The organism is Methylobacterium sp. P5_C11 (assembly GCF_054049775.1).
The window spans coordinates 35123-52759 of record NZ_JBFULS010000035.1 but is presented as its reverse complement, the minus strand read 5'-3'; the positions used below and the strand labels follow the sequence as shown (position 1 = coordinate 52759).

At 71.8% G+C, this 17637-nt stretch carries 16 protein-coding genes; 13 read left to right on the top strand and 3 right to left on the bottom strand.

The features are described from left to right. Positions 1 to 70: 70 nt before the first annotated feature. Positions 71 to 784 (bottom strand): SIR2 family NAD-dependent protein deacylase, encoded by a 714-nt coding sequence (locus ACXJKQ_RS18135; protein ID WP_457107119.1) that lies wholly within the window; start codon positions 782 to 784, stop codon positions 71 to 73. Between the two features lie 135 nt (positions 785 to 919). On the opposite strand from ACXJKQ_RS18135, the gene ACXJKQ_RS18130 reads away from it, so the two are divergent. From ACXJKQ_RS18130 to ACXJKQ_RS18095, 8 genes are all read left to right on the top strand, one after another. Further along, entirely contained in the window at positions 920 to 1480 is a 561-nt protein-coding gene (locus tag ACXJKQ_RS18130; RefSeq protein ID WP_457107118.1) for an isochorismatase family protein, read from the top strand. After that, positions 1477 to 2472 carry a GlxA family transcriptional regulator gene (locus ACXJKQ_RS18125; protein ID WP_457107117.1) on the top strand — a complete coding sequence of 332 codons (996 nt, stop codon included), beginning with the start codon at positions 1477 to 1479 and terminating at the stop codon, positions 2470 to 2472. The genes ACXJKQ_RS18130 and ACXJKQ_RS18125 overlap by 4 nt, the downstream gene beginning before the upstream one ends. 103 nt (positions 2473 to 2575) lie before the next feature. Next, on the top strand, positions 2576 to 4003 hold the full coding sequence (hydA, locus tag ACXJKQ_RS18120) for a dihydropyrimidinase (RefSeq protein ID WP_457107116.1): 1428 nt from the start codon (positions 2576 to 2578) through the stop codon (positions 4001 to 4003). 47 nt (positions 4004 to 4050) lie between these two features. After that, positions 4051 to 5046 (top strand): ABC transporter ATP-binding protein, encoded by a 996-nt coding sequence (locus tag ACXJKQ_RS18115; protein ID WP_457107115.1) that lies wholly within the window; start codon positions 4051 to 4053, stop codon positions 5044 to 5046. A 15-nt stretch (positions 5047 to 5061) separates the two neighbouring features. Continuing rightward, positions 5062 to 6324, top strand: coding sequence for an ABC transporter substrate-binding protein (locus ACXJKQ_RS18110; protein ID WP_457107114.1), 1263 nt, complete (start codon positions 5062 to 5064; stop codon positions 6322 to 6324). A 274-nt stretch (positions 6325 to 6598) separates the two neighbouring features. Next, positions 6599 to 7534, top strand: coding sequence for an ABC transporter permease (locus ACXJKQ_RS18105; protein ID WP_457107113.1), 936 nt, complete (start codon positions 6599 to 6601; stop codon positions 7532 to 7534). Between the two features lie 2 nt (positions 7535 to 7536). Continuing rightward, positions 7537 to 8433: an ABC transporter permease gene (locus ACXJKQ_RS18100; protein WP_457107112.1), complete on the top strand. Its 897-nt coding sequence runs from the start codon at positions 7537 to 7539 to the stop codon at positions 8431 to 8433. Between the two features lie 387 nt (positions 8434 to 8820). Beyond that, complete coding sequence (locus ACXJKQ_RS18095) at positions 8821 to 9507, top strand: 50S ribosomal protein L25/general stress protein Ctc (protein WP_457107111.1); 687 nt, start codon at positions 8821 to 8823, stop codon at positions 9505 to 9507. Between the two features lie 72 nt (positions 9508 to 9579). Here the strand turns inward: ACXJKQ_RS18095 and pdxH are convergent, their stop codons facing one another. After that, positions 9580 to 10203, bottom strand: coding sequence for a pyridoxamine 5'-phosphate oxidase (pdxH, locus tag ACXJKQ_RS18090; RefSeq protein WP_457107110.1), 624 nt, complete (start codon positions 10201 to 10203; stop codon positions 9580 to 9582). Positions 10204 to 10337: 134 nt separating this feature from the next. Between pdxH and ACXJKQ_RS18085 the strand changes: the two genes are divergently transcribed. Beyond that, a complete protein-coding gene (locus ACXJKQ_RS18085) occupies positions 10338 to 10787 on the top strand; it encodes an RT0821/Lpp0805 family surface protein (RefSeq protein WP_457107109.1) in 450 nt (149 codons plus the stop codon). A gap of 66 nt (positions 10788 to 10853) precedes the next feature. Here ACXJKQ_RS18085 and ACXJKQ_RS18080 read toward each other — a convergent pair whose 3' ends face one another. Beyond that, a complete protein-coding gene (locus ACXJKQ_RS18080) occupies positions 10854 to 11153 on the bottom strand; it encodes a hypothetical protein (protein WP_457107108.1) in 300 nt (99 codons plus the stop codon). Positions 11154 to 11497: 344 nt separating this feature from the next. Between ACXJKQ_RS18080 and ACXJKQ_RS18075 the strand changes: the two genes are divergently transcribed. From ACXJKQ_RS18075 to ACXJKQ_RS18060, 4 genes are all read left to right on the top strand, one after another. Next, on the top strand, positions 11498 to 13117 hold the full coding sequence (locus ACXJKQ_RS18075; RefSeq protein WP_457107107.1) for a glucosamine inositolphosphorylceramide transferase family protein: 1620 nt from the start codon (positions 11498 to 11500) through the stop codon (positions 13115 to 13117). A gap of 145 nt (positions 13118 to 13262) precedes the next feature. Further along, positions 13263 to 15239, top strand: coding sequence for a monovalent cation:proton antiporter-2 (CPA2) family protein (locus ACXJKQ_RS18070; RefSeq protein ID WP_457107106.1), 1977 nt, complete (start codon positions 13263 to 13265; stop codon positions 15237 to 15239). An 8-nt stretch (positions 15240 to 15247) separates the two neighbouring features. Beyond that, entirely contained in the window at positions 15248 to 16684 is a 1437-nt protein-coding gene (locus ACXJKQ_RS18065) for an MATE family efflux transporter (RefSeq protein ID WP_457107105.1), read from the top strand. A 142-nt stretch (positions 16685 to 16826) separates the two neighbouring features. Next, positions 16827 to 17627 (top strand): DUF937 domain-containing protein, encoded by an 801-nt coding sequence (locus ACXJKQ_RS18060; RefSeq protein ID WP_457107104.1) that lies wholly within the window; start codon positions 16827 to 16829, stop codon positions 17625 to 17627. The last annotated feature ends 10 nt before the right edge of the window (positions 17628 to 17637 follow it).

The following is a 17637-nucleotide window of genomic DNA, read 5'->3' as shown; positions in this document are numbered from 1 at the left end:
GCGTCAGGCCGCCCGGCGCCGCGACGCCGATCCGGCGCGGGCTCCCCGCCCCGCCTGTCGTTCCACCCGCCTACAGCCCGCGTTCGGACAGGTAGCGGGGCAGCACCGCGCTCGCCGGCCCGTAGCGAGCGTCGTCGAAGGCGTCGGCGTTGTCCGATGGCTCCAGGTTGATCTCGCAGGTGGGGATCCCGAGGGCACGGGCTTGCCGCACGTAGCCGGCCGCCGGATAGACCGCCCCCGACGTGCCCACCGCCACGAACAGATCGGCTTCGCCCAGCGCCGCCTCGATGGCGTCGCCGTGCAGGGGCATCTCGCCGAACCAGACCACGTCCGGCCGCATCCGGCCCTGCGTGCCGCAGGCGGGGCAGGTCTCCGCACGGGTGAGGTCCGTTCGCCAGGGCGTGACGGCCCCGCAGGCGCAGCAGCGCGCCTTGAGCAACTCGCCGTGCATGTGGATCACCGCCCGCGAGCCCGCGCGCTCGTGGAGGTCATCGACGTTCTGCGTGCACAGGAACAGCCGGCCGCCCCGTTCGGCGAGCCGCGCCTCGGCCCGGACCAGGGCGTCGTGGGCGGCATTGGGCACGGCCGCGACCACGCCGCGGCGGCGATGATCGTAGAAGTCGAGCACCGTGTCGGGATCGGCGGCGTAGGCCTCCGGGGTGGCGAGCGTCATCGGGTCGAACCGCGCCCAGAGGCCGCCGCGGTCCCGGAACGTGCCAAGGCCGCTCTCGGCCGAAACGCCGGCCCCGGTCAGGACGAAGAGGGCTTCGGGACGTCCGGTCACGGGTAGCCTCCCGGCAACCGCCCGAACGCCCGGGCGGGATGGCCGGATATGTCCGGTCGTTGGCCACGCGGTTGCTTTCGCACGCGATCACGAGGGCGGATGCTGCCCTCGCATCCACGCCTCGGGAGGCCGCTTATGTCCGATGTTGCGCTGCTGGTCATCGATGTCCAGGAGTCCTTCCGCCACCGACCGTTCTGGTGCGAGACCGATGTCCCGCGCTTCACCGGGCATCTGCAAGCGCTCATCGACGGCGCCGTGGCACGCGGGATCCCGGTGCTGCAGGTGTTTCACGTGGCGGAGACCGGGCCTTTCTCGCCGGAATCGGGCCATGTCCGGACCCTCGAGGGCGTCGCCATCGCGCCGACGGCGGTCTTCCAGAAGCGTCGCCACAGCGCCCTGGTCGAGAGCGGCCTCGCGGGCTGGCTGACACGGCACGGCATCCGCCGCCTGATCGTATCGGGCGTCCGGACCGAGCAGTGTTGCGAGACAACCACCCGCCAGGCATCCGACAGCGGCTGGGAGGTCGATTACGTGACGGACGCCACCCTGACCTTCGCGATGACCCATCCGGACGGCCGCCGCTTCAGCGCCGACGACATCAAGGCGCGCACCGAGCTTGTGCTGGCCGATCGCTTCGCCCGGATCGCCACGGTCGCGCAGGCGCTCGCCGGCCGCGACCTGCCGGTCGCCGCATGAGCGGGGCGGGGCGGCGCATCGCGGTCCTCGTGGTCCTGCCGCCGCGCGCCCTGCTGCTCGACATCGCTGGACCGCTGGAGGTCCTGCGGATCGCGGACTCCGTACAGAACCGGGCCGGCTTCGCGGTGACCTACGCGGCGCCGCAGCGGCTGACCCACAGCTCGATCGGGCTCGACCTGGGCGGGGCCGGACCGCTGCCCGAGGCGATCGCCGATGGGACGGTCGTGCTCCTGCCGGGCTCTGCGACGCGCAGTCTCGGGATCGAACCGGATTCCGAGGCCGACGCCGCCGCGGAGGCCGCGATCGTCGCGTGGCTGCGCCGTGCCATCCGGCCGGGCCACATCGTCGTGACGATCTGCGAAGGCGCTCTGCTGGCGGCGCGCGCCGGGCTGCTCGACGGCTACGCCTGCACCACCCATCACGCCAGTTGTGCCCGTCTGCGTGCGGCGGCGCCCCGGGCGACGGTGATGGAGAACCGGCTGTTCGTGCAGGATCGCGACCGGTTCAGCAGCGCCGGCGTCACCGCCGGCATCGACCTGATGCTGCATCTCGTGGCGGACTGGGCCGGCCCGGCGACGGCGGTCGCGGTGGCCCGGACCCTCGTCGTGTACATGCGGCGCGGCCCCGCCGATCCCCAGCTCTCACCCTGGCTCGAGGGGCGCAGCCACCTCCACCCGGCGGTGCACCGGGCGCAGGACGCGATCACCGCCGATCCCGCCTGCGCTTGGTCGCCCGCCCTGCTCGGCCGGATGGCCGGGGCGAGCCCGCGCAACCTCGCGCGGCTGTTCAGGGTCCACGCGGGCATGACGATCACGGACGCCGTCAACCGCGCCCGGATCGCGCTGGCCCGGGACCTGATCACCCAGACCGATCTCGACCTGGAGCGGGTCGCAGAGCGGGCCGGCTTCGGCTCCGCCCGGCACATGCGGCGGGTGTGGCGGCAGTTCCACCCGACCGCGCCGTCCGGCCTGCGATCTGCGGAGGCACGCTAGATTCGGCCCGGCGGCTGTGACCTCCTTCCGGTATCGCGAATCGGCGCGGACGATGCATGCACCCGGCCCGAGGCGCGCCCGGCCGCGCGGAGGAGTAAGCGTCATGCCCGAATTCGACCTCGCGATCCGCGGCGGCACGGTGGTCACGGCGAGCGACACGGTCCGGGCCGATGTCGGCGTGCGCAGCGGGCGGATCGTGGCGGTGGCGGAGGGCATCGCCGATGCCGCCCGGGTGATCGACGCCTCCGGCCTGCTGGTCCTGCCCGGCGGCATCGACAGCCACGTTCACATCGCCCAGGAATCCGGCCCCGGCATCGTCATGGCCGACGACTTCGCCAGCGCCACCCGGGCGGCGGCGGCCGGCGGCAACACCTGCGTGATGCCCTTCGCGCTCCAGCCCCGGGGCGCCTCCCTGCGCGGCGCCGTCGACGCCTACCGGGCCAAGGCCGAGGGCCAGTGCCACGTCGACGTGGCGATCCACATGATCATCTCGGACCCGAGCGAGGCGGTGCTCGGCCAGGAGCTGCCGGCTTTGGTCGCCGACGGCTACACCTCGTTCAAGGTCTTCATGACCTACGACGACCTCGTGCTGAACGACCGCCAGCTCCTCGACGTGTTCCACGTCGCGCGGCGGCAGGGCGCCCGGGTCATGGTTCACGCCGAGGGCTACGACGCGATCCGCTACCTCAGCGAGCGACTGGAGCGGGCGGGCGAGACCCGACCCTACGGCCACGCCCTGTCGCGCCCCGAGATCGTCGAGCGGGAGGCGGCCCACCGGGCGATCAGCCACGCCGAGCTGATCGACCTGCCCATCGTGATCGTCCACGTCTCGGGCCGCGAGGCCACCGAGCAGATTGCATGGGCTCAAGGACGGGGCCTGAAGATCCGGGCCGAGACCTGCCCGCAATACCTGACGCTGACGGCCGAGGACATGAAGGGCCTCGGCCAGGAGGACCTCATGGCGGGGGCGAAGTACGTCTGCTCGCCGCCGACGCGAGACGTCGCGAGCCAGGAGGCGGTGTGGTCGGGGATCCGGCGCGGGATCTTCGACGTGGTCTCCTCCGACCATTGCCCGTTCCGCTACGACGACCCGCAGGGCAAGCTGAACCCGCGGGGCAAGACCTCCTTCCGCTGGATCCCGAACGGCATCCCCGGCATCGAGACGCGGCTGCCGGTGTTCTTCTCGGAGGGGGTCTCGAAGGGGCGGATCAGCCTCAACCAGTTCGCCGCGCTGACCGCCACGAACCACGCCAAGCTGTACGGGCTCTACCCGCGGAAAGGGTCGATCGCCCCGGGCTTCGACGCCGACCTCACGCTGTGGGATCCGAACAAGCGCGAGACCATCCGCCAGGCGAACCTGCACCACGGCTCCGACTACACGCCCTGGGAAGGTTTTGCGGTGACCGGCTGGCCGGTCATGACCATCGCGGGCGGGCAGGTCATCGCGGAGGACGGCCGGGTCCTGTCCGAGCCGGGCCGCGGGCGGGTCCTCGACCGGGCCGTCGATCCGGCCGAGCGGCGGGAGGCCTGACGGCCGGGCTGGCCCATCGCTTGCGTGATCTCCGGGGGGAGCCTCACATGGATGTCGAGCTGATCGGCCTGACCAAGCGCTACGGCGCGGCCATTGCGGTCGACGGCATCGACCTGAAGGTGCCGTCCGGCGCCTATTGCTGCCTGCTCGGCCCCTCCGGTTGCGGCAAGACCACGACGCTCCGGATGATCGGCGGCCACGAGCGCGCGAGCGCGGGCGACGTGGTGATCGGCCCGCAGGCCGTGGGCGACGCGGCCCCGGCCGAGCGCGGCACCGCGATGATGTTCCAGAGCTACGCGCTGTTCCCGCATCTCGACGCGCGCGACAACGTCGCCTTCAGCCTGAGGATGCGCGGTGTCGGCAGGGCGGAGCGCCGGGCCAAGGCGATGGCGATGCTCGACCTCGTGCAGATGGGCCACCTCGCCGGACGCCTGCCGGCCCAGCTCTCGGGCGGCCAGCAGCAGCGCGTGGCGCTGGCCCGCGCCCTCGTCACCGGCCCGAAGGTGCTGCTCCTCGACGAGCCGCTCTCCGCCCTCGACCCGTTCCTGCGGGTGCGGATGCGGGTGGAGCTGAAGCGGATCCAGACTGAGCTGGGCCTCACCTTCATCCACGTCACCCACAGCCAGGAGGAGGCGATGGCGCTCTCCGACCTCGTGGTGGTGATGAATGCCGGCCGGATCGAGCAGGCCGCCGACCCGCGCACCGTGTTCGAACGCCCGGCCACCGCCTTCGTGGCGCGGTTCATCGGCGGCCACAACGTCATCCGCCTGCCCGACGGGCTGATCGCGGTGCGCGCCGACCGGATGCGCCTCGGATCCGAGGCCGGTCCCGACGCGCTGTCGGCTCGGGTGGTCGCCGTCGAGTACCAGGGGACCAGCGTCCATGTCGGCCTCAATGCCGACGGGCTGGAGCGGGCGCCGGAGAACCCGGCCGCGCTGACCGTGATCCTCAGCGACGCGGCGTTCGCCGCCCGCCCGCTCCGGCCGGGCGACTCGGTCCCGGTCGGTTGGGACGCGGCCGCCGCCCACCCCCTCGATGCGTAACCCACGGAGACGACCATGGACCTGTTCCCGAGGCCGACCCGGCGCACGCTGCTGAAGGGGGCCGCAGCGCTGGCGACCACGCCGGTGACCGGCTTCCCGGCCGTGCACGCCGCCGAGCCGGTGACCCTGCGCTACCTCGGCACCGCGGTGAACCAGTCCGCCGACATCGCCCGCAAGGTGAAGGAGGATCTGGGGCTCACCATCGAGTACATCCCCGTGGTCACCGACGAGGTGACCAAGCGCGTCGTCACCCAGCCGAATTCGTTCGACCTGGTCGACACCGAGTATTTCAGCCTCAAGAAGATCCTGCCCGCCGGCAACCTCCAGGGCATGGACGCCAAGCGGATCACCCTCGCCGACAAGATCTCCACCGTGTTCACGAAGGGCGAGGTGGCCGGCAGGAAGATCGGCGACCAGGGCACGGCGCCCAGGAAGGTCTTCTATCTCGAAGGCCCGGACTCCAAGAAGTTTGCCGGCGAACAGACCGGCTGGATCTCCCTGATCCCCACCGTCTACAACGCCGACACGCTCGGCATCCGGCCGGACCTGATCAAGATCCCGGTGACGAGCTGGAAGGAACTGCTGAACCCGGCCTTCAAGGGCAAGGCCTCGATCCTCAACATCCCGTCGATCGGCATCATGGACGCCGCCATGGTGGTGGAGGCCACCGGCGACTACACCTATGGCGACAAGGGCAACATGACGAAGCCCGAGATCGACCGCACCATCAAGGTGCTGATCGAGGCCAAGCGCGCCGGCCAGTTCCGCGCCTTCTGGCAGGACTTCAACGAATCCGTGAACCTGATGGCGTCCGGCGAGACGGTGATCCAGTCGATGTGGTCGCCCGCCGTCACCAAGGTCCGCGCGCAGGGCGTGCCCTGCACCTACCAGCCGCTCAAGGAGGGCTACCGGGCCTGGGCCTCGGGCTTCGGCATCCCCAAGACCCTGAGCGGCAGGAAGCTCGATGCCGCCTACGACTTCATCAACTGGTTCCTGTCCGGCTGGGCCGGGGCCTACCTCAACCGGCAGGGCTACTACTCGGCCGTGCTGGAGACCGCCCAGGCGAACATGCAGCCCTACGAGTGGGCCTTCTGGATGGAGGGGAAGCCCGCCGAGAAGGACATCCTCGGCCCCGACGGCACCCTGATCGAGAAGGCCGGAGCCACCCGCGACGGCGGGTCCTTCGACGCGCGGATGGGGTCGGTCGCCTGCTGGAACGCCGTGATGGACGAGAACACCTACATGGTGCGCAAGTGGAACGAGTTCATCGCGGCGTGAGGGCGGATGGCGCCTTCCCGCCCGCCCTCCTCTGCGGGCAACCGGAATCGCCCATCCTGCGCGAGCGCTCGGCCGCCGGACGGAACGCGGGTTCCCTCTCCCGTGCGGGAGAGGGACAGGGTGAGGGATGCGACCTCTCCGGACAGCCCAGGCCCCTCACCCCAACCCTCTCCCGCACGGGAGAGGGGGTGCGTCGCGCCGCGCAGGAGCCGGTGTGTGACCATCGGAGCCCGCGGCGGATGAAGGATGCGTCGCCGCGCCGGGGGCGCGCCCTATGACCGATCTCGCCCTGCCCGCCGCCACGTCCGCCGCGCCGGTCGCGAACTCGGCCGCGTCGCCACGGCCCCGCCGCCGCGTCCTCGCCTACCTCCAGGCCGCCCCGCTGGCCCTCGTCTTCCTGGTCTTCCTCGTGGTTCCGCTGGTCCTCACCGGGATCGTGTCGCTCTGGGAGTACAACGAGTACGAGATCATCCCGGCGCTGACCCTGCAGAACTACGCCGACGTGTTCGACGGCTGCCTGTCGGCCGACCTCTGCACGACGGTGCGCACCTACCTGTCGACGGTGAAGTTCGTCGTGCTGACGCTGGCGATCACCCTGCCGCTCGGCTTCGCGATCGCCTACTTCCTGGCCTTCCACATCCGCTCCGGCACGGTGCGGATGGGCCTGTTCCTGCTGTGCACGATCCCGTTCTGGACCTCGAACGTGATCCGCATGATCTCGTGGATCCCGCTGCTCGGCCGCAACGGCCTCGTCAACGACACGCTCCGCACCCTCGGGCTGATCCGCGCGCCGATCGACGGTCTGCTCTACTCCGACTTCGCGGTGGTGCTGGCCTTCGTGCACCTCGACACGGTGTTCATGATCGTGCCGATCTTCAACAGCCTCGCGCGCATCGACCGGCGGCTGATCGAGGCGGCGCGGGATTGCGGCGCGTCCGGCGCGCAGATCCTCTGGACCGTGATCCTGCCGCTGGCCAAGCCCGGCATCGCCATCGGCACGATCTTCGTGACGACACTGGTGATGGGCGACTTCGTCACCGTCGGCGTCATGGGCGGCCAGCAGATCGCCAGCGTCGGCAAGGTGATCCAGGTGCAGATGGCCTACCTGCAATTCCCGGCGGCCGCCGCCAACGCGATGGTGCTCCTGGCCGCCGTGCTGCTGATGATCCTGGGACTCACCCGGATGATCGACCTCCGGCGGGAGCTGTAGCGATGGACCGGCCCCGCGGCTTCGCCTTCTACGGGCTGGCCGGCATCTTCGCCCTCTACGTCCTGTTCCTCTACGGGCCGACGCTGACGATCCTCGCCCTCAGCTTCCAGGGGCCGTCGGGCGGACTGACCTTCCCGATGAACGGGGTCTCGACCCACTGGTTCGCCAAGCTCTGGGCGGGCGTCGGCGTCGTCGACATCTGGGCGGCGCTGCGGCGGTCCCTGGCCCTCGGCCTCGTGGTGATGGCGCTCACCGTCACGCTCGCCTTCTATGCCGGCCTCGCCTTCCGGAAGGGGTTTCGGGGGGCCGGCCTCGTCTTCGCGCTGGCGGTGTCGAGCCTGATCGTGCCCTCGATCGTGGTCTCGCTGGGCATCGGCCTGGAGTTCCGGCTCCTCGACGACGCCGTCAAGGCGCTCGCCGCCGCCACCGGCTGGGGGGGGTTCCTGCAGGATCACGGCACGCTGATGGGCCTCTACAGCTCGGCGCTGGGGGCGCACCTCACCTGGACGCTGCCCTTCGGCCTGCTGATCATATTCGCCGTCTTCAACCGGTTCGATCCGGCCTACGAGGAGGCCGCCCGCGACCTCGGCGCCAGCGGCCCGCAGACGCTCAGGCACGTGGTGGTGCCGATCCTCGCCCCGGCGCTGGTCGGCGTCGCGCTGTTCGGCTTCACCCTGTCGTTCGACGAGCTCGCCCGCACCAGCCAGGCGATCGGCGGCCGCAACACCCTGCCGCTGGAGCTTCAGGGCCTGACCACCACGGTGACGACCCCGGAGATCTACGCCCTCGGCACGGTGACCACGGCCGTCTCGGCCCTGGTGATCGGCACGGCGCTCGGCCTGACCCTGTGGCTGCAGAAGCGCCGGGCAAGGCAGGCGCTGGCGGGGTTGCGTCCGTAGCGCGACGCGAGCAGAGCGGCTCGGACGACGTCGCTCACGCTGGCGTAGCTGCCGGATTTCACCCGCGCCTCGACGCGGTCCTGCAGGTCGCCGAGGGTGACGGTGACCGGCTTGCTGGCGCGCATGGAGCCCTCTCGTCTAAGCAGGTCGTGTATGACGATGTCATACACACTGATCGAGAATCCAGCGGCACCGCATGTTGCCCCGGGGGCCCTTGATCAGCGCTGTCCTGAGGCGCTGCCGCATTGCCAATCCGCCCCCGTCCGTGTAAGCGCACGGCGCGCCCCCGAGACACCCTTGGAGGCAGGGGCGCGCCGGGAAGGATGTGGCCGTCCGCCAGGGGCGGCCTTTTCGTTTTCCGGCTCCAGTTATCGTAAGGATCACGCCATGAGCGCAGTGAAGACGCTTGAGGCCGTGGCACGCGACCGGGTCGGCAAGGGGGCCGCCCGGGCCGTTCGTCGCCAGGGCCAAGTTCCCGCGGTCGTCTATGGGGGCGGCCAGCCGCCGCAAGCCATCGCCATCGACCTCATCCGCACCCGCACGCTGATCTACGCGGGCGGCTTCAAGACCACGCTGTTCGAGATCAATGCCGGCGGCAAGAAGGTTCGGGCGATCCCGCGCGACTTCCAGCTCGATCCGGTCTCCGGCGTGCCGCTGCACGTCGACTTCCTCCGCGTCGTCTCGGGCCAGACCGTCACCGTCGAGGTGCCGGTGCACTTCGTCAACGAGGACGCGGCCCCCGGCATCAAGAAGCTCGGCGGCACCCTCAACATCGTGGCCCACACGCTGAGCCTCGACGTCGCCCCCGACCAGATCCCGGACGCGATCGAGGTCGACCTGACCGGCCGCGCGATCGGCGACGTGATCCACGTCTCCGACATCAAGATCCCGACCGGCACCTACACCGGCGAGCAGACCGACCCGGTGGCCAACATCGTGCCGCCGACCGTGCTGGGCGCCGAGGTGGAGGCCGAGGAGGCCGCCATCGCCGAGGCGCAGTCGGCCGAGGCCGCCGAGGAGAAGGCCGAAGCCGAGGACGCCGAGGACGAGAAGAAGGACGGCGAGGAGGCCTGAGCCTCGTCGCACCGCACCGCACGATCGAGAGCCCCGGCCCTGCGCCGGGGCTCTCTTCGTTTCGGCGTGCCGTCAGGGATAGAGGCGCGCGCGGCTCCAGCCGTCGCCGGTCCGGGTGAAGCGGACCCGGTCGTGCAAGCGGAAATCGCCGTTCTGCCAGAACTCGAGGGTGACCGGTTCGATGCGGAAGCCGGTCCAGTGCTCCGGCCGGGGGATCGGCCCGTCGCCGTAGCGCGCGGACAGTTCGGCCACCGCATCCATCAGGGTCGCGCGGTCGGCGAGCGGGCGCGATTGCTGGCTGGCGATGGCGCCGAGCCGGCTCTCGCGGCGGCGGCTCTGGAAATAGGCGTCCGCCTCCTGGGCGCTCACCGGCGCGATCGCGCCCCGAGCCCGCACCTGACGCCGCAGGCTCTTCCAGTGCAGCACCAGGGCGGCCTGCGGGTTCTGCGCCAGCTCCTCACCCTTGGTGGACTGCGTGTTGGTGTAGAAGACGAAGCCGCGGGCATCGAAGCCCTTGAGCAGCACCATCCGCACGTCCGGCAGCCCGTCCGACCCGGCGGTGGCCAGCGCCATGGCGTTCGGATCCTCGGGTTCGGCGGCCTCCGCGTCCTTCATCCAGGCGGCGAACAGCGCGACGGGGTCGTCGTTGAGGGTGAAGTCCGACGGCGTCGGGTCAGAGGTCCTTAACTGATCCACGGCATGACTCCTGACTGCCGCGTCCAGGGCCTGAGGGGGCACCGACATCGGCATGTTCGGTCGAGCGAATAGCCCGTCGAGAGTCAGGTGTAATGCGGCGATGCGCGTGTAAAGGGCCAAGCCGGCGGCTGCGTATGCGCGCCTCGGTGTCGGCCCTGTCGGTGACGATGGCGCTCTGCGGCTGCAGCCAGCCGCTGCTTGTCTTCCGGGGTGATCCCCCGGCGGCGGCGCGCGTGGTCGAGGAGCCGGCCATCACCGGCAGCATCGAGAAGCGGCCCGTAAGTTTCGGGGATGACCTCGGCGAGGAGGATTGGCGCCGGGCGCGCGCCGCGCTGAGCGTCGCCCTCGATCCGCAGGGCAACGGCCGGCCGGTCAAGTGGGACAATCCCGAGACCGGCCTGCACGGGTCGGTCAACCCCACCGGCCTGCCTTACGTCTCGGACGACCAGATCTGCCGCAACTTCCTCGCATCGGTTGTCGGGCCGGCCCGCAGCCGCTTCGTCCGCGGCACCGGCTGCAAGCTCTCGGGCGGTCCGTGGGCGCTCAAGCGCATCCGGACCGCAAGCGGAACCGGACGCTCCTGAAAGACGCCTGCGTCGCCCGGTCTCACCCGCACGGAACCGTGCGGGGTATGAACCGCGGCGCCGCCCTCAGTAGGGGTGGCCGTAATAGGGCCGCATGCGCAGGCGCGGCTGCGCCGCCGGCGGGGCCGCATAGCGGGCCGCAGACTCAGGATCGTAGGTGCGGATATACGGGTCGAGGGCCGGATCCCGGTAATTGCCGTTGTTGACCCCGGCCGAGCGGTCGTTGCCGCTGAGCGCCGCGTAGGGCGAGAGCCCGCTGCCGCTGTCGCCGCCGCCGCCACCACCACCACCCCAGGCGAAGGCGGCCACCGGACTGGCAATCAGGAGCATCGCCGCGAGGGGCATCGTCAGGGTCTTGCGCGTCATGTCCTGTCTCCGCATCACGTCATTGTCAGGCGAACGGTCCAGCCGAAGGTGGGGTTCCCCCGCGCGAACCACCACCGTCTCGCGACCTTGTACCACCACGGGCCAACAGGCGTTTATTAAGAGGCATGAGATTCGTTTTTTTCGGTTCATCGAATAGAAATCGTCGCTTCCCTAAAACTTCAAATGGTAGACAGCCGTCGGGCCTTGCTTGATCGTGGCGCGGCGCAACAGATTTCGAGCCCGCGACGACCGTATCCGTGGTCGATGCCGGGCGCATCTCGGGTCCTGGCCGCCGTGAACGTCGAGACGCAATCCGACAGGCGTGACGTGGAGCTGACCCGCTGATGGAGCGGGCGATCGGAGGCATGGACAGGCCATCGACCGCGGGCGGCAGGGCTCCGGCCCGGGCGGAGCCGTCGGCCCTCGGGACGGCCGCCCGCACCCGGACGGTCACCGTGCGCCTCGACCGCCGGGCGCTGCGCGGCTGGCATATCCGTCTTCTCGACCAGCTCGGGCAGCGTCCCGATTACCGGATCCGCGTGGTCTGGGTCGAGCATTCGGGCGGCCTGCCGCCGAACGCGGAACTGCTGTTCCGGCTGGAGGCCGCCATCCACGGCCTGCCCCGGCCGGGCCTGGCCACCGCGGCGGAGCCGGTGGCCCTCGCCCCCTACGAGGCGAGCCCCGAGGGCGAGGAGCCGGACGGGAGCGGCGCCGCGGACCTCGTCCTCGACCTCTCGGGCGGCTCCGCGGATCCGGGAGCGGCGCCGGTCTGGCGGCTGGACTACGATGGGATGCCGGGCGAGGCAGGCCTCCTCACCGCGCTGTTCGCCCACGGGACCCCGGTGGCAGCCCTGCGCGGTCCGGACGGCAAGCCGGTGGCCGTGGGGCGGCTGGGCGCGGAATCGCACACCGTGATGCTCGCCGCCTTCGAGGGCTACCTCGCGCGGACGATCACGCTGATCCTCGCCGCCCTCGACGGTGCCGCCTCGACGGAACTGCCCGACGGCGCCGGGGGGGTCCTGCAGCCCGCAGCCGCCTACGATCTCAACGGTCTCGGCGCCCGGAGGCGGGCCGCCGGGGGGCTGGCCCGGCAGATCGCCCGGAGGCTCTACGCACTTTGTTTCCACGGTCCGCACTGGCGGGTGGGCTGGCGGCGGCTCGCCGGCCCCGACCTGATCGACCTGCGCCGGCATCCCGAGGGCGGCTGGCAGGTCCTGCCCGACGACGGACGGCGCTTCTACGCCGACCCCTTCGCGATCGCCCGGGGGGGCGCCGTGACCCTGTTCGTGGAGGAGTTCGACTATCGCCGGGGGAAGGGCGTGATCGCGGCGGTGGAATTCGGGGAGACCGGACCCCGCGGCCGTCCGGAGCCGGTGCTCGAACTCGAGACCCATCTCTCCTACCCGTTCGTGTTCGAGGCGGACGGACAGGTCTGGATGATCCCGGAATCCCACGCCTCCGGGACGATCGACCTCTACCGGGCGACCGATTTTCCCCGGGGCTGGGTCCACGAGGCCGTGCTCCTCGACGGCGTGGTGGCCGGGGACGCGACCCTGCTGCATCACGGCGGCCGCTGGTGGATGTTCGCCACGGTCCGGGCCGGCGGGGGCAGCTATTCCGACACCCTGCATCTCTGGCACGCGCCGCATTTTCGCGGACCCTGGACCCCTCACCGGCACAACCCGGTCCTGATCGATGTCGGCTCGGCCCGGGCCGCAGGCCCGATCGTGGCGCGCGACGGCGGCCTGATCCGGCCCGTCCAGGATTGCCGCCAGGGTTACGGCGCGGCGCTCGGCCTCGCCCGGATCCTGCGCCTCGACGAGGACGGCTACGCGCAGCGGGTCGAGACCCGTCTGCGACCCGGGGCGGCCTGGCCCGGCACGCGCCTGCACATGCTGAGCGCGGCCGGCGGCTTCGAATTCATCGACGGCTCGCACCGGGCGCGCTCACGGCTCCTGGGCTAATCCCGCCCGACTGATCCCGCCGGGAGCACCCGCCGGGACCCGTCGGTGCCGAACGGCACCTGCACACGGCTCGCATCCCGGCCCCGTGCGCGCTAAGCGGGTGCTCCACCTGCGCCGATCCAGCAGCACCGCCGGGACGATCACCATGGCGAGCCCCGTCGAACATGCGAGCTTCTTGCCGCCGGTCCTGACCTTCCTCACGGCCGCGGTGATCGGCGTGCCGATCTTCCGGCTGATCGGCCAGAGCGCCGTGCTCGGCTACCTCGTGGCCGGCGTGCTGATCGGGCCGTCGGGCCTGTCGCTGATCGCCGAACCCGAGACGGCGGCGCGCGTCGCCGAGATCGGCGTGGTGCTGCTGCTCTTCATCGTCGGCCTGGAACTGCACCTGTCGCAGCTCGTCTCCATGCGGCGCGACATCTTCGGCCTCGGCACCGCCCAGCTCGTCGTCTGCGCGCTGGTGCTCGGCGGCGCCGGCGTGGTGGCGGGCCTCAGCTTCGGCGCCGCCGCGGTGATCGGCCTCGCGCTGGCCCTCTCGGCCACCGCGGTGGCGCTGCAGCTCCTGGAGGAGCGCGGCGACCTCGGCAGCGCCTACGGGGGGCGCGCCTTCGCGGTGCTGCTGTTCCAGGACCTCTCGGTGGTGGGCATCCTGGCGCTGATGCCGCTGCTGGCCTCGGCGGGCGGGGCGACCGATCCCGCCTGGCTCGGGGAGGCGGCGGCCTCCACCGGCAAGGCGCTGGCGGCGATCCTGGCGGTGGTGCTGGTCGGCCGCTACGGCCTGAACCCGTTCTTCCGGCTGCTCGCCGCGAGCGGCGCCCGCGAGGTGATGACCGCGGCGGCCCTGCTGGTGGTGCTCGGCACGGCGCTGCTCATGGAGCAGGTCGGCCTGTCGATGGCGATGGGCGCCTTCCTCGCCGGGATCCTGCTGGCCGAGTCGAACTTCCGCCACCAGCTCGAGGCCGATATCGAGCCGTTCCGCGGCATGCTGCTCGGCCTGTTCTTCATGAGCGTCGGCATGTCGATCGACGGCACCCTCGTGCGGGAGGTCTGGCCGGCCCTCTTCGGCGCGACGCTGGCGGCGATCCTGGTCAAGGTCGCCCTCGTGGCCGGCCTGTTCCGGCTGTTCGGGTCGGATACGCTCGGGGCGCTGCGGGGCGCCGCCGTCCTGGCGCCGGCCGGCGAGTTCGCCTTCGTGCTGCTGCCGCAGGCGGAGGATCTCGGCCTCACCGGCGCCACGGCGACGCGCTTCGCCGTGGCGCTCGCCGCGCTCACCATGCTGATCGGGCCGATCGCCGCCAAGGGTCTCGACAAGCTGATCGAGCGGCGCGCCGCGCGGAGCACCCTCGATCTGGAGGAGCCCTCGAGCGAACTCACCGACAGCGGCGACGCCCGGGTCCTGGTGATCGGCTTCGGCCGCTTCGGCCAGGTGCTGACGCAGGTGCTCATGGCCGAGGGCATCCCCGTCACGGTGATCGACAAGGACGTGGAACAGCTGCGCGCCGCCTCGCGCTTCGGCTTCCGGATCTATTACGGCGACGGCACCCGCCTCGACGTGCTGCGTGCCGCCGGCATCGGCCGCGTCGAGCTGGTCTGCATCTGCGTGGACGACCGGGAGGGCGCCCTCAAGATCGTCGACATCGTGCACGAGGAATTCGCCAGCGTGCGGACCTTCGTGCGCGCCTACGACCGCCTGCACGCGGTGGAGCTGATGAATCGCGACGTGGACTACCAGATCCGCGAGACCGCGGAATCGGCCCTCACCTTCGGGCGGGCGGCGCTGGAGGGGCTCGGTCTGTCGCCGGAGGCCGCGCTCGCCCGGGCCGACGACGTGCGCAAGCGCGACATCGCCCGCCTCGTCCTGCAGCAGGCGGGCGCCCTGCCGGACGGCTCCAGCTGGATGCGCGGAGCCGCGGCGGGGTTGAAGCCCGAGCCGCTCACCGTCCCGGTGCGGCCCGCCCGGGCGCTCAGCATCGAGACCCGCGACCTCGTGGGCAGCGACCGGCGCGAGGCGGCGGAGCGGCTCCTGGAGAAGCCGGCCCTCGCCCCGCAGGACACGGAGGCCGGGGACGGCGAGGCCGATCCCGAGGCGGAGCTGGAGGCGGAAGGCAGCGCCCGCGATGCGTGACGGCGCGGATGTCTGACGGTCCGCCCGGGGCGGAGGCCGGCCGCTTCGTCACCGGCTCGATCCTGCGGCACGTGGTGGTGATGGCCGCCACCGGCTCGGTGGGGCTGATGGCGATCTTCGTCGTCGACCTGCTGTCCCTGCTCTACGTCTCGACCCTCGGCGATCCGCACCTCACGGCGGCCGTCGGCTTCGCCGGCATCGTGCAGTTCTTCGCGACCGCGGTGAACATCGGCCTGATGATCGCCGCGGGAGCCCTGGTCGGGCGGGCCGTGGGCGCGCGCGACCTCGCGGCGGCGCGACGCCTGGCGACCTCCGCGCTGGTCCTCGGCAGCCTCGTGGCGGCCGTCATCGCGGTGCTGATCGCGCTCCTCGCCGAACCGCTCCTGACCTTGATCGGCGCCCGCGACGAGGCGCTGCGCGTGGCCGTCCTGTTCCTGCACATCACCCTGCCCTCGAATCTCCTGCTCGCCGCCGGCATGCTGTTCACCGGCCTCCTCCGCGCGGTCGGCGAGGCGCGGCAGGCGATGTCGGTCACTCTGGCCGGCGCCGTGGTCACCGCGATCCTCGACCCGCTCCTGATCTTCGGGCTCGGCCTCGGCGTGCCAGGGGCGGCGATCACGGTCTGCGTCGCGCGCGCGACCTTCGTGGCGGTGGGCGTGCACGGCGTCGCCCGCCACGGGCTCCTCGGGCGGCCGCGCCTGGCCGACCTGCCGGCCGACGCGGCCGCCCTGGCAGGGGTCGCGGGACCCGCCGTACTCACGAACCTCGCGCCCTCGGTGGCGAGTGCGTTCCTGGCGCGCCTGTTTGCCGGCTATGGTGCCGATGCGGTCGCCGCGGCTTCGGTGATCGACCGCCTGACGCCGGTGGCCTTCGGCGGCCTGTTCGCCCTGTCGGGGGCGATCGGGCCGATCCTGGCGCAGAACTGGGGCGCCGGCCGGTTCGACCGGATGCGGGGCGTGCTGCGCGCCGCGGTCCGGGTGACGCTGGCCTACGTCGCCGTCGTCTGGCTCATCCTGGCCCTCGCCCGCGGCGCGCTCGCGGCGCTGTTCGGCCTGCACGGCGTCGCGGCCGATCTGTTCGGCTTCTTCTGCCTGGTGGGCGGCGCGATCTGGTTCTTCAACGGGCTCCTGTTCCTCGGCAACGCCGCCTTCAACAACCTCGGCTTTCCCCTGCGCTCGACGCTGCTGAACTGGGGGCGTGCGACCCTCGGCACGATCCCGCCGGCGATGCTGGGGGCGACGCTCTACGGCCCCCGCGGCGTGGTGGCCGGCATGGGGCTCGGATCCCTGGTCTTCGGCGCGCTCGGCCTCCTGCTCGCGCGCCGTACGGTCGACCGGCTGGAGGGGGCCGGCCCCCGGGGCCGTGCGTCCCCGGGAGCCGCGGACGTGACCCAGCCGGCGCCGTCCCTGCCGGCGAGCCACGCCCATCCCGAGCCGCTGAACTGAGTCCGCGGTCGCGCCGGCGCGGCCCGCCGGCCCCGATGCGGGCGCCGGACACAGGTTCCGCGGGTAAGAACTGGTATTTCCCTGCGCAAAGGATCACGATGCCCTGTCCCGGCCGGTCCGACGGGGACAGGATCGAGGCGTCATGTTCAACCCGCTCGAGATGTTTCAGGCCCAGGGCGAGGCCGGGCTCCAGACCATGGCCCAGCAATTCGGTCTGACGACCGAGCAGACCGCCCGCGCCTTCGAGGCGCTGATGCCGGCCCTGACCCTGGGGCTCCAGCGCAGTGTCGGCATGGATCCGACCGGCTTCGGCCGGATGTTCGGGCTGGAGGCGGCCCGGCCCACGGCGCCGCAGGGATTCGATGCCCTGGGCCAGATGTTCGGCTCGGCCCAGCTGATGCAGGCGGTGCTGCGGCAGGCCTCCGCCACGAGCGGCGTCGGCGCGCAGGTGCTGCGCCAGATGCTGCCGATGATGGCGGGCGCGGTGGTGGCGAGCATCGTCCATGTCATGCTGAACCAGCCGCAGGCCGAGACCGCGCAGGCACGACCGAGCGCGCCGCCGCCGCCGGTGCCGTTCCCGTTCGGCCCGGCCTGGGCCGAGATGGCCAAGGCCTTCCTGCCCGCGGCCGCGCCCCCCGCCCCGGCGGCGAGGCCGGCCCCCAAGGCGCCGCAGGCCGCAAAGGCGTCGCAGGCCGCCGCGGGCGAAGCGGGCTCCGACATGTTCCAGCAGATGATGCGCACCGGGGCCGAGGTTCAGGGCAACAACATCCGGGCGATGCAGGAGTTGTTCGAGACCTTCTGGCCCACCTCCGGCGCGCCGCCCGCGGGCGGCGGGCGGACGGAGGCGCCGGCGCGTCCGGATCCGGCGCCGGCCCAATCCCCGGCGGCCGAGTCCACGGCGGCAAGGAGCCGGCGCGGTCGGCCGCCCGGCGGGACCGGTTGACGCAGGGATA

Bases quoted from the DNA above. Each gene is read 5' to 3' on its own strand.
- ACXJKQ_RS18130 (WP_457107118.1), top strand. From the start codon at position 920: ATGTCCGATGTTGCGCTGCTGGTCATCGATGTCCAGGAGTCCTTCCGC.
- ACXJKQ_RS18125 (WP_457107117.1), top strand. From the start codon at position 1,477: ATGAGCGGGGCGGGGCGGCGCATCGCGGTCCTCGTGGTCCTGCCGCCG.
- hydA (WP_457107116.1), top strand. From the start codon at position 2,576: ATGCCCGAATTCGACCTCGCGATCCGCGGCGGCACGGTGGTCACGGCG.
- ACXJKQ_RS18115 (WP_457107115.1), top strand. From the start codon at position 4,051: ATGGATGTCGAGCTGATCGGCCTGACCAAGCGCTACGGCGCGGCCATT.
- ACXJKQ_RS18110 (WP_457107114.1), top strand. From the start codon at position 5,062: ATGGACCTGTTCCCGAGGCCGACCCGGCGCACGCTGCTGAAGGGGGCC.
- ACXJKQ_RS18105 (WP_457107113.1), top strand. From the start codon at position 6,599: ATGACCGATCTCGCCCTGCCCGCCGCCACGTCCGCCGCGCCGGTCGCG.
- ACXJKQ_RS18100 (WP_457107112.1), top strand. From the start codon at position 7,537: ATGGACCGGCCCCGCGGCTTCGCCTTCTACGGGCTGGCCGGCATCTTC.
- ACXJKQ_RS18095 (WP_457107111.1), top strand. From the start codon at position 8,821: ATGAGCGCAGTGAAGACGCTTGAGGCCGTGGCACGCGACCGGGTCGGC.
- ACXJKQ_RS18085 (WP_457107109.1), top strand. From the start codon at position 10,338: ATGCGCGCCTCGGTGTCGGCCCTGTCGGTGACGATGGCGCTCTGCGGC.
- ACXJKQ_RS18080 (WP_457107108.1), bottom strand. From the start codon at position 11,153: ATGACGCGCAAGACCCTGACGATGCCCCTCGCGGCGATGCTCCTGATT.
- ACXJKQ_RS18075 (WP_457107107.1), top strand. From the start codon at position 11,498: ATGGAGCGGGCGATCGGAGGCATGGACAGGCCATCGACCGCGGGCGGC.
- ACXJKQ_RS18070 (WP_457107106.1), top strand. From the start codon at position 13,263: ATGGCGAGCCCCGTCGAACATGCGAGCTTCTTGCCGCCGGTCCTGACC.
- ACXJKQ_RS18065 (WP_457107105.1), top strand. From the start codon at position 15,248: ATGTCTGACGGTCCGCCCGGGGCGGAGGCCGGCCGCTTCGTCACCGGC.
- ACXJKQ_RS18060 (WP_457107104.1), top strand. From the start codon at position 16,827: ATGTTCAACCCGCTCGAGATGTTTCAGGCCCAGGGCGAGGCCGGGCTC.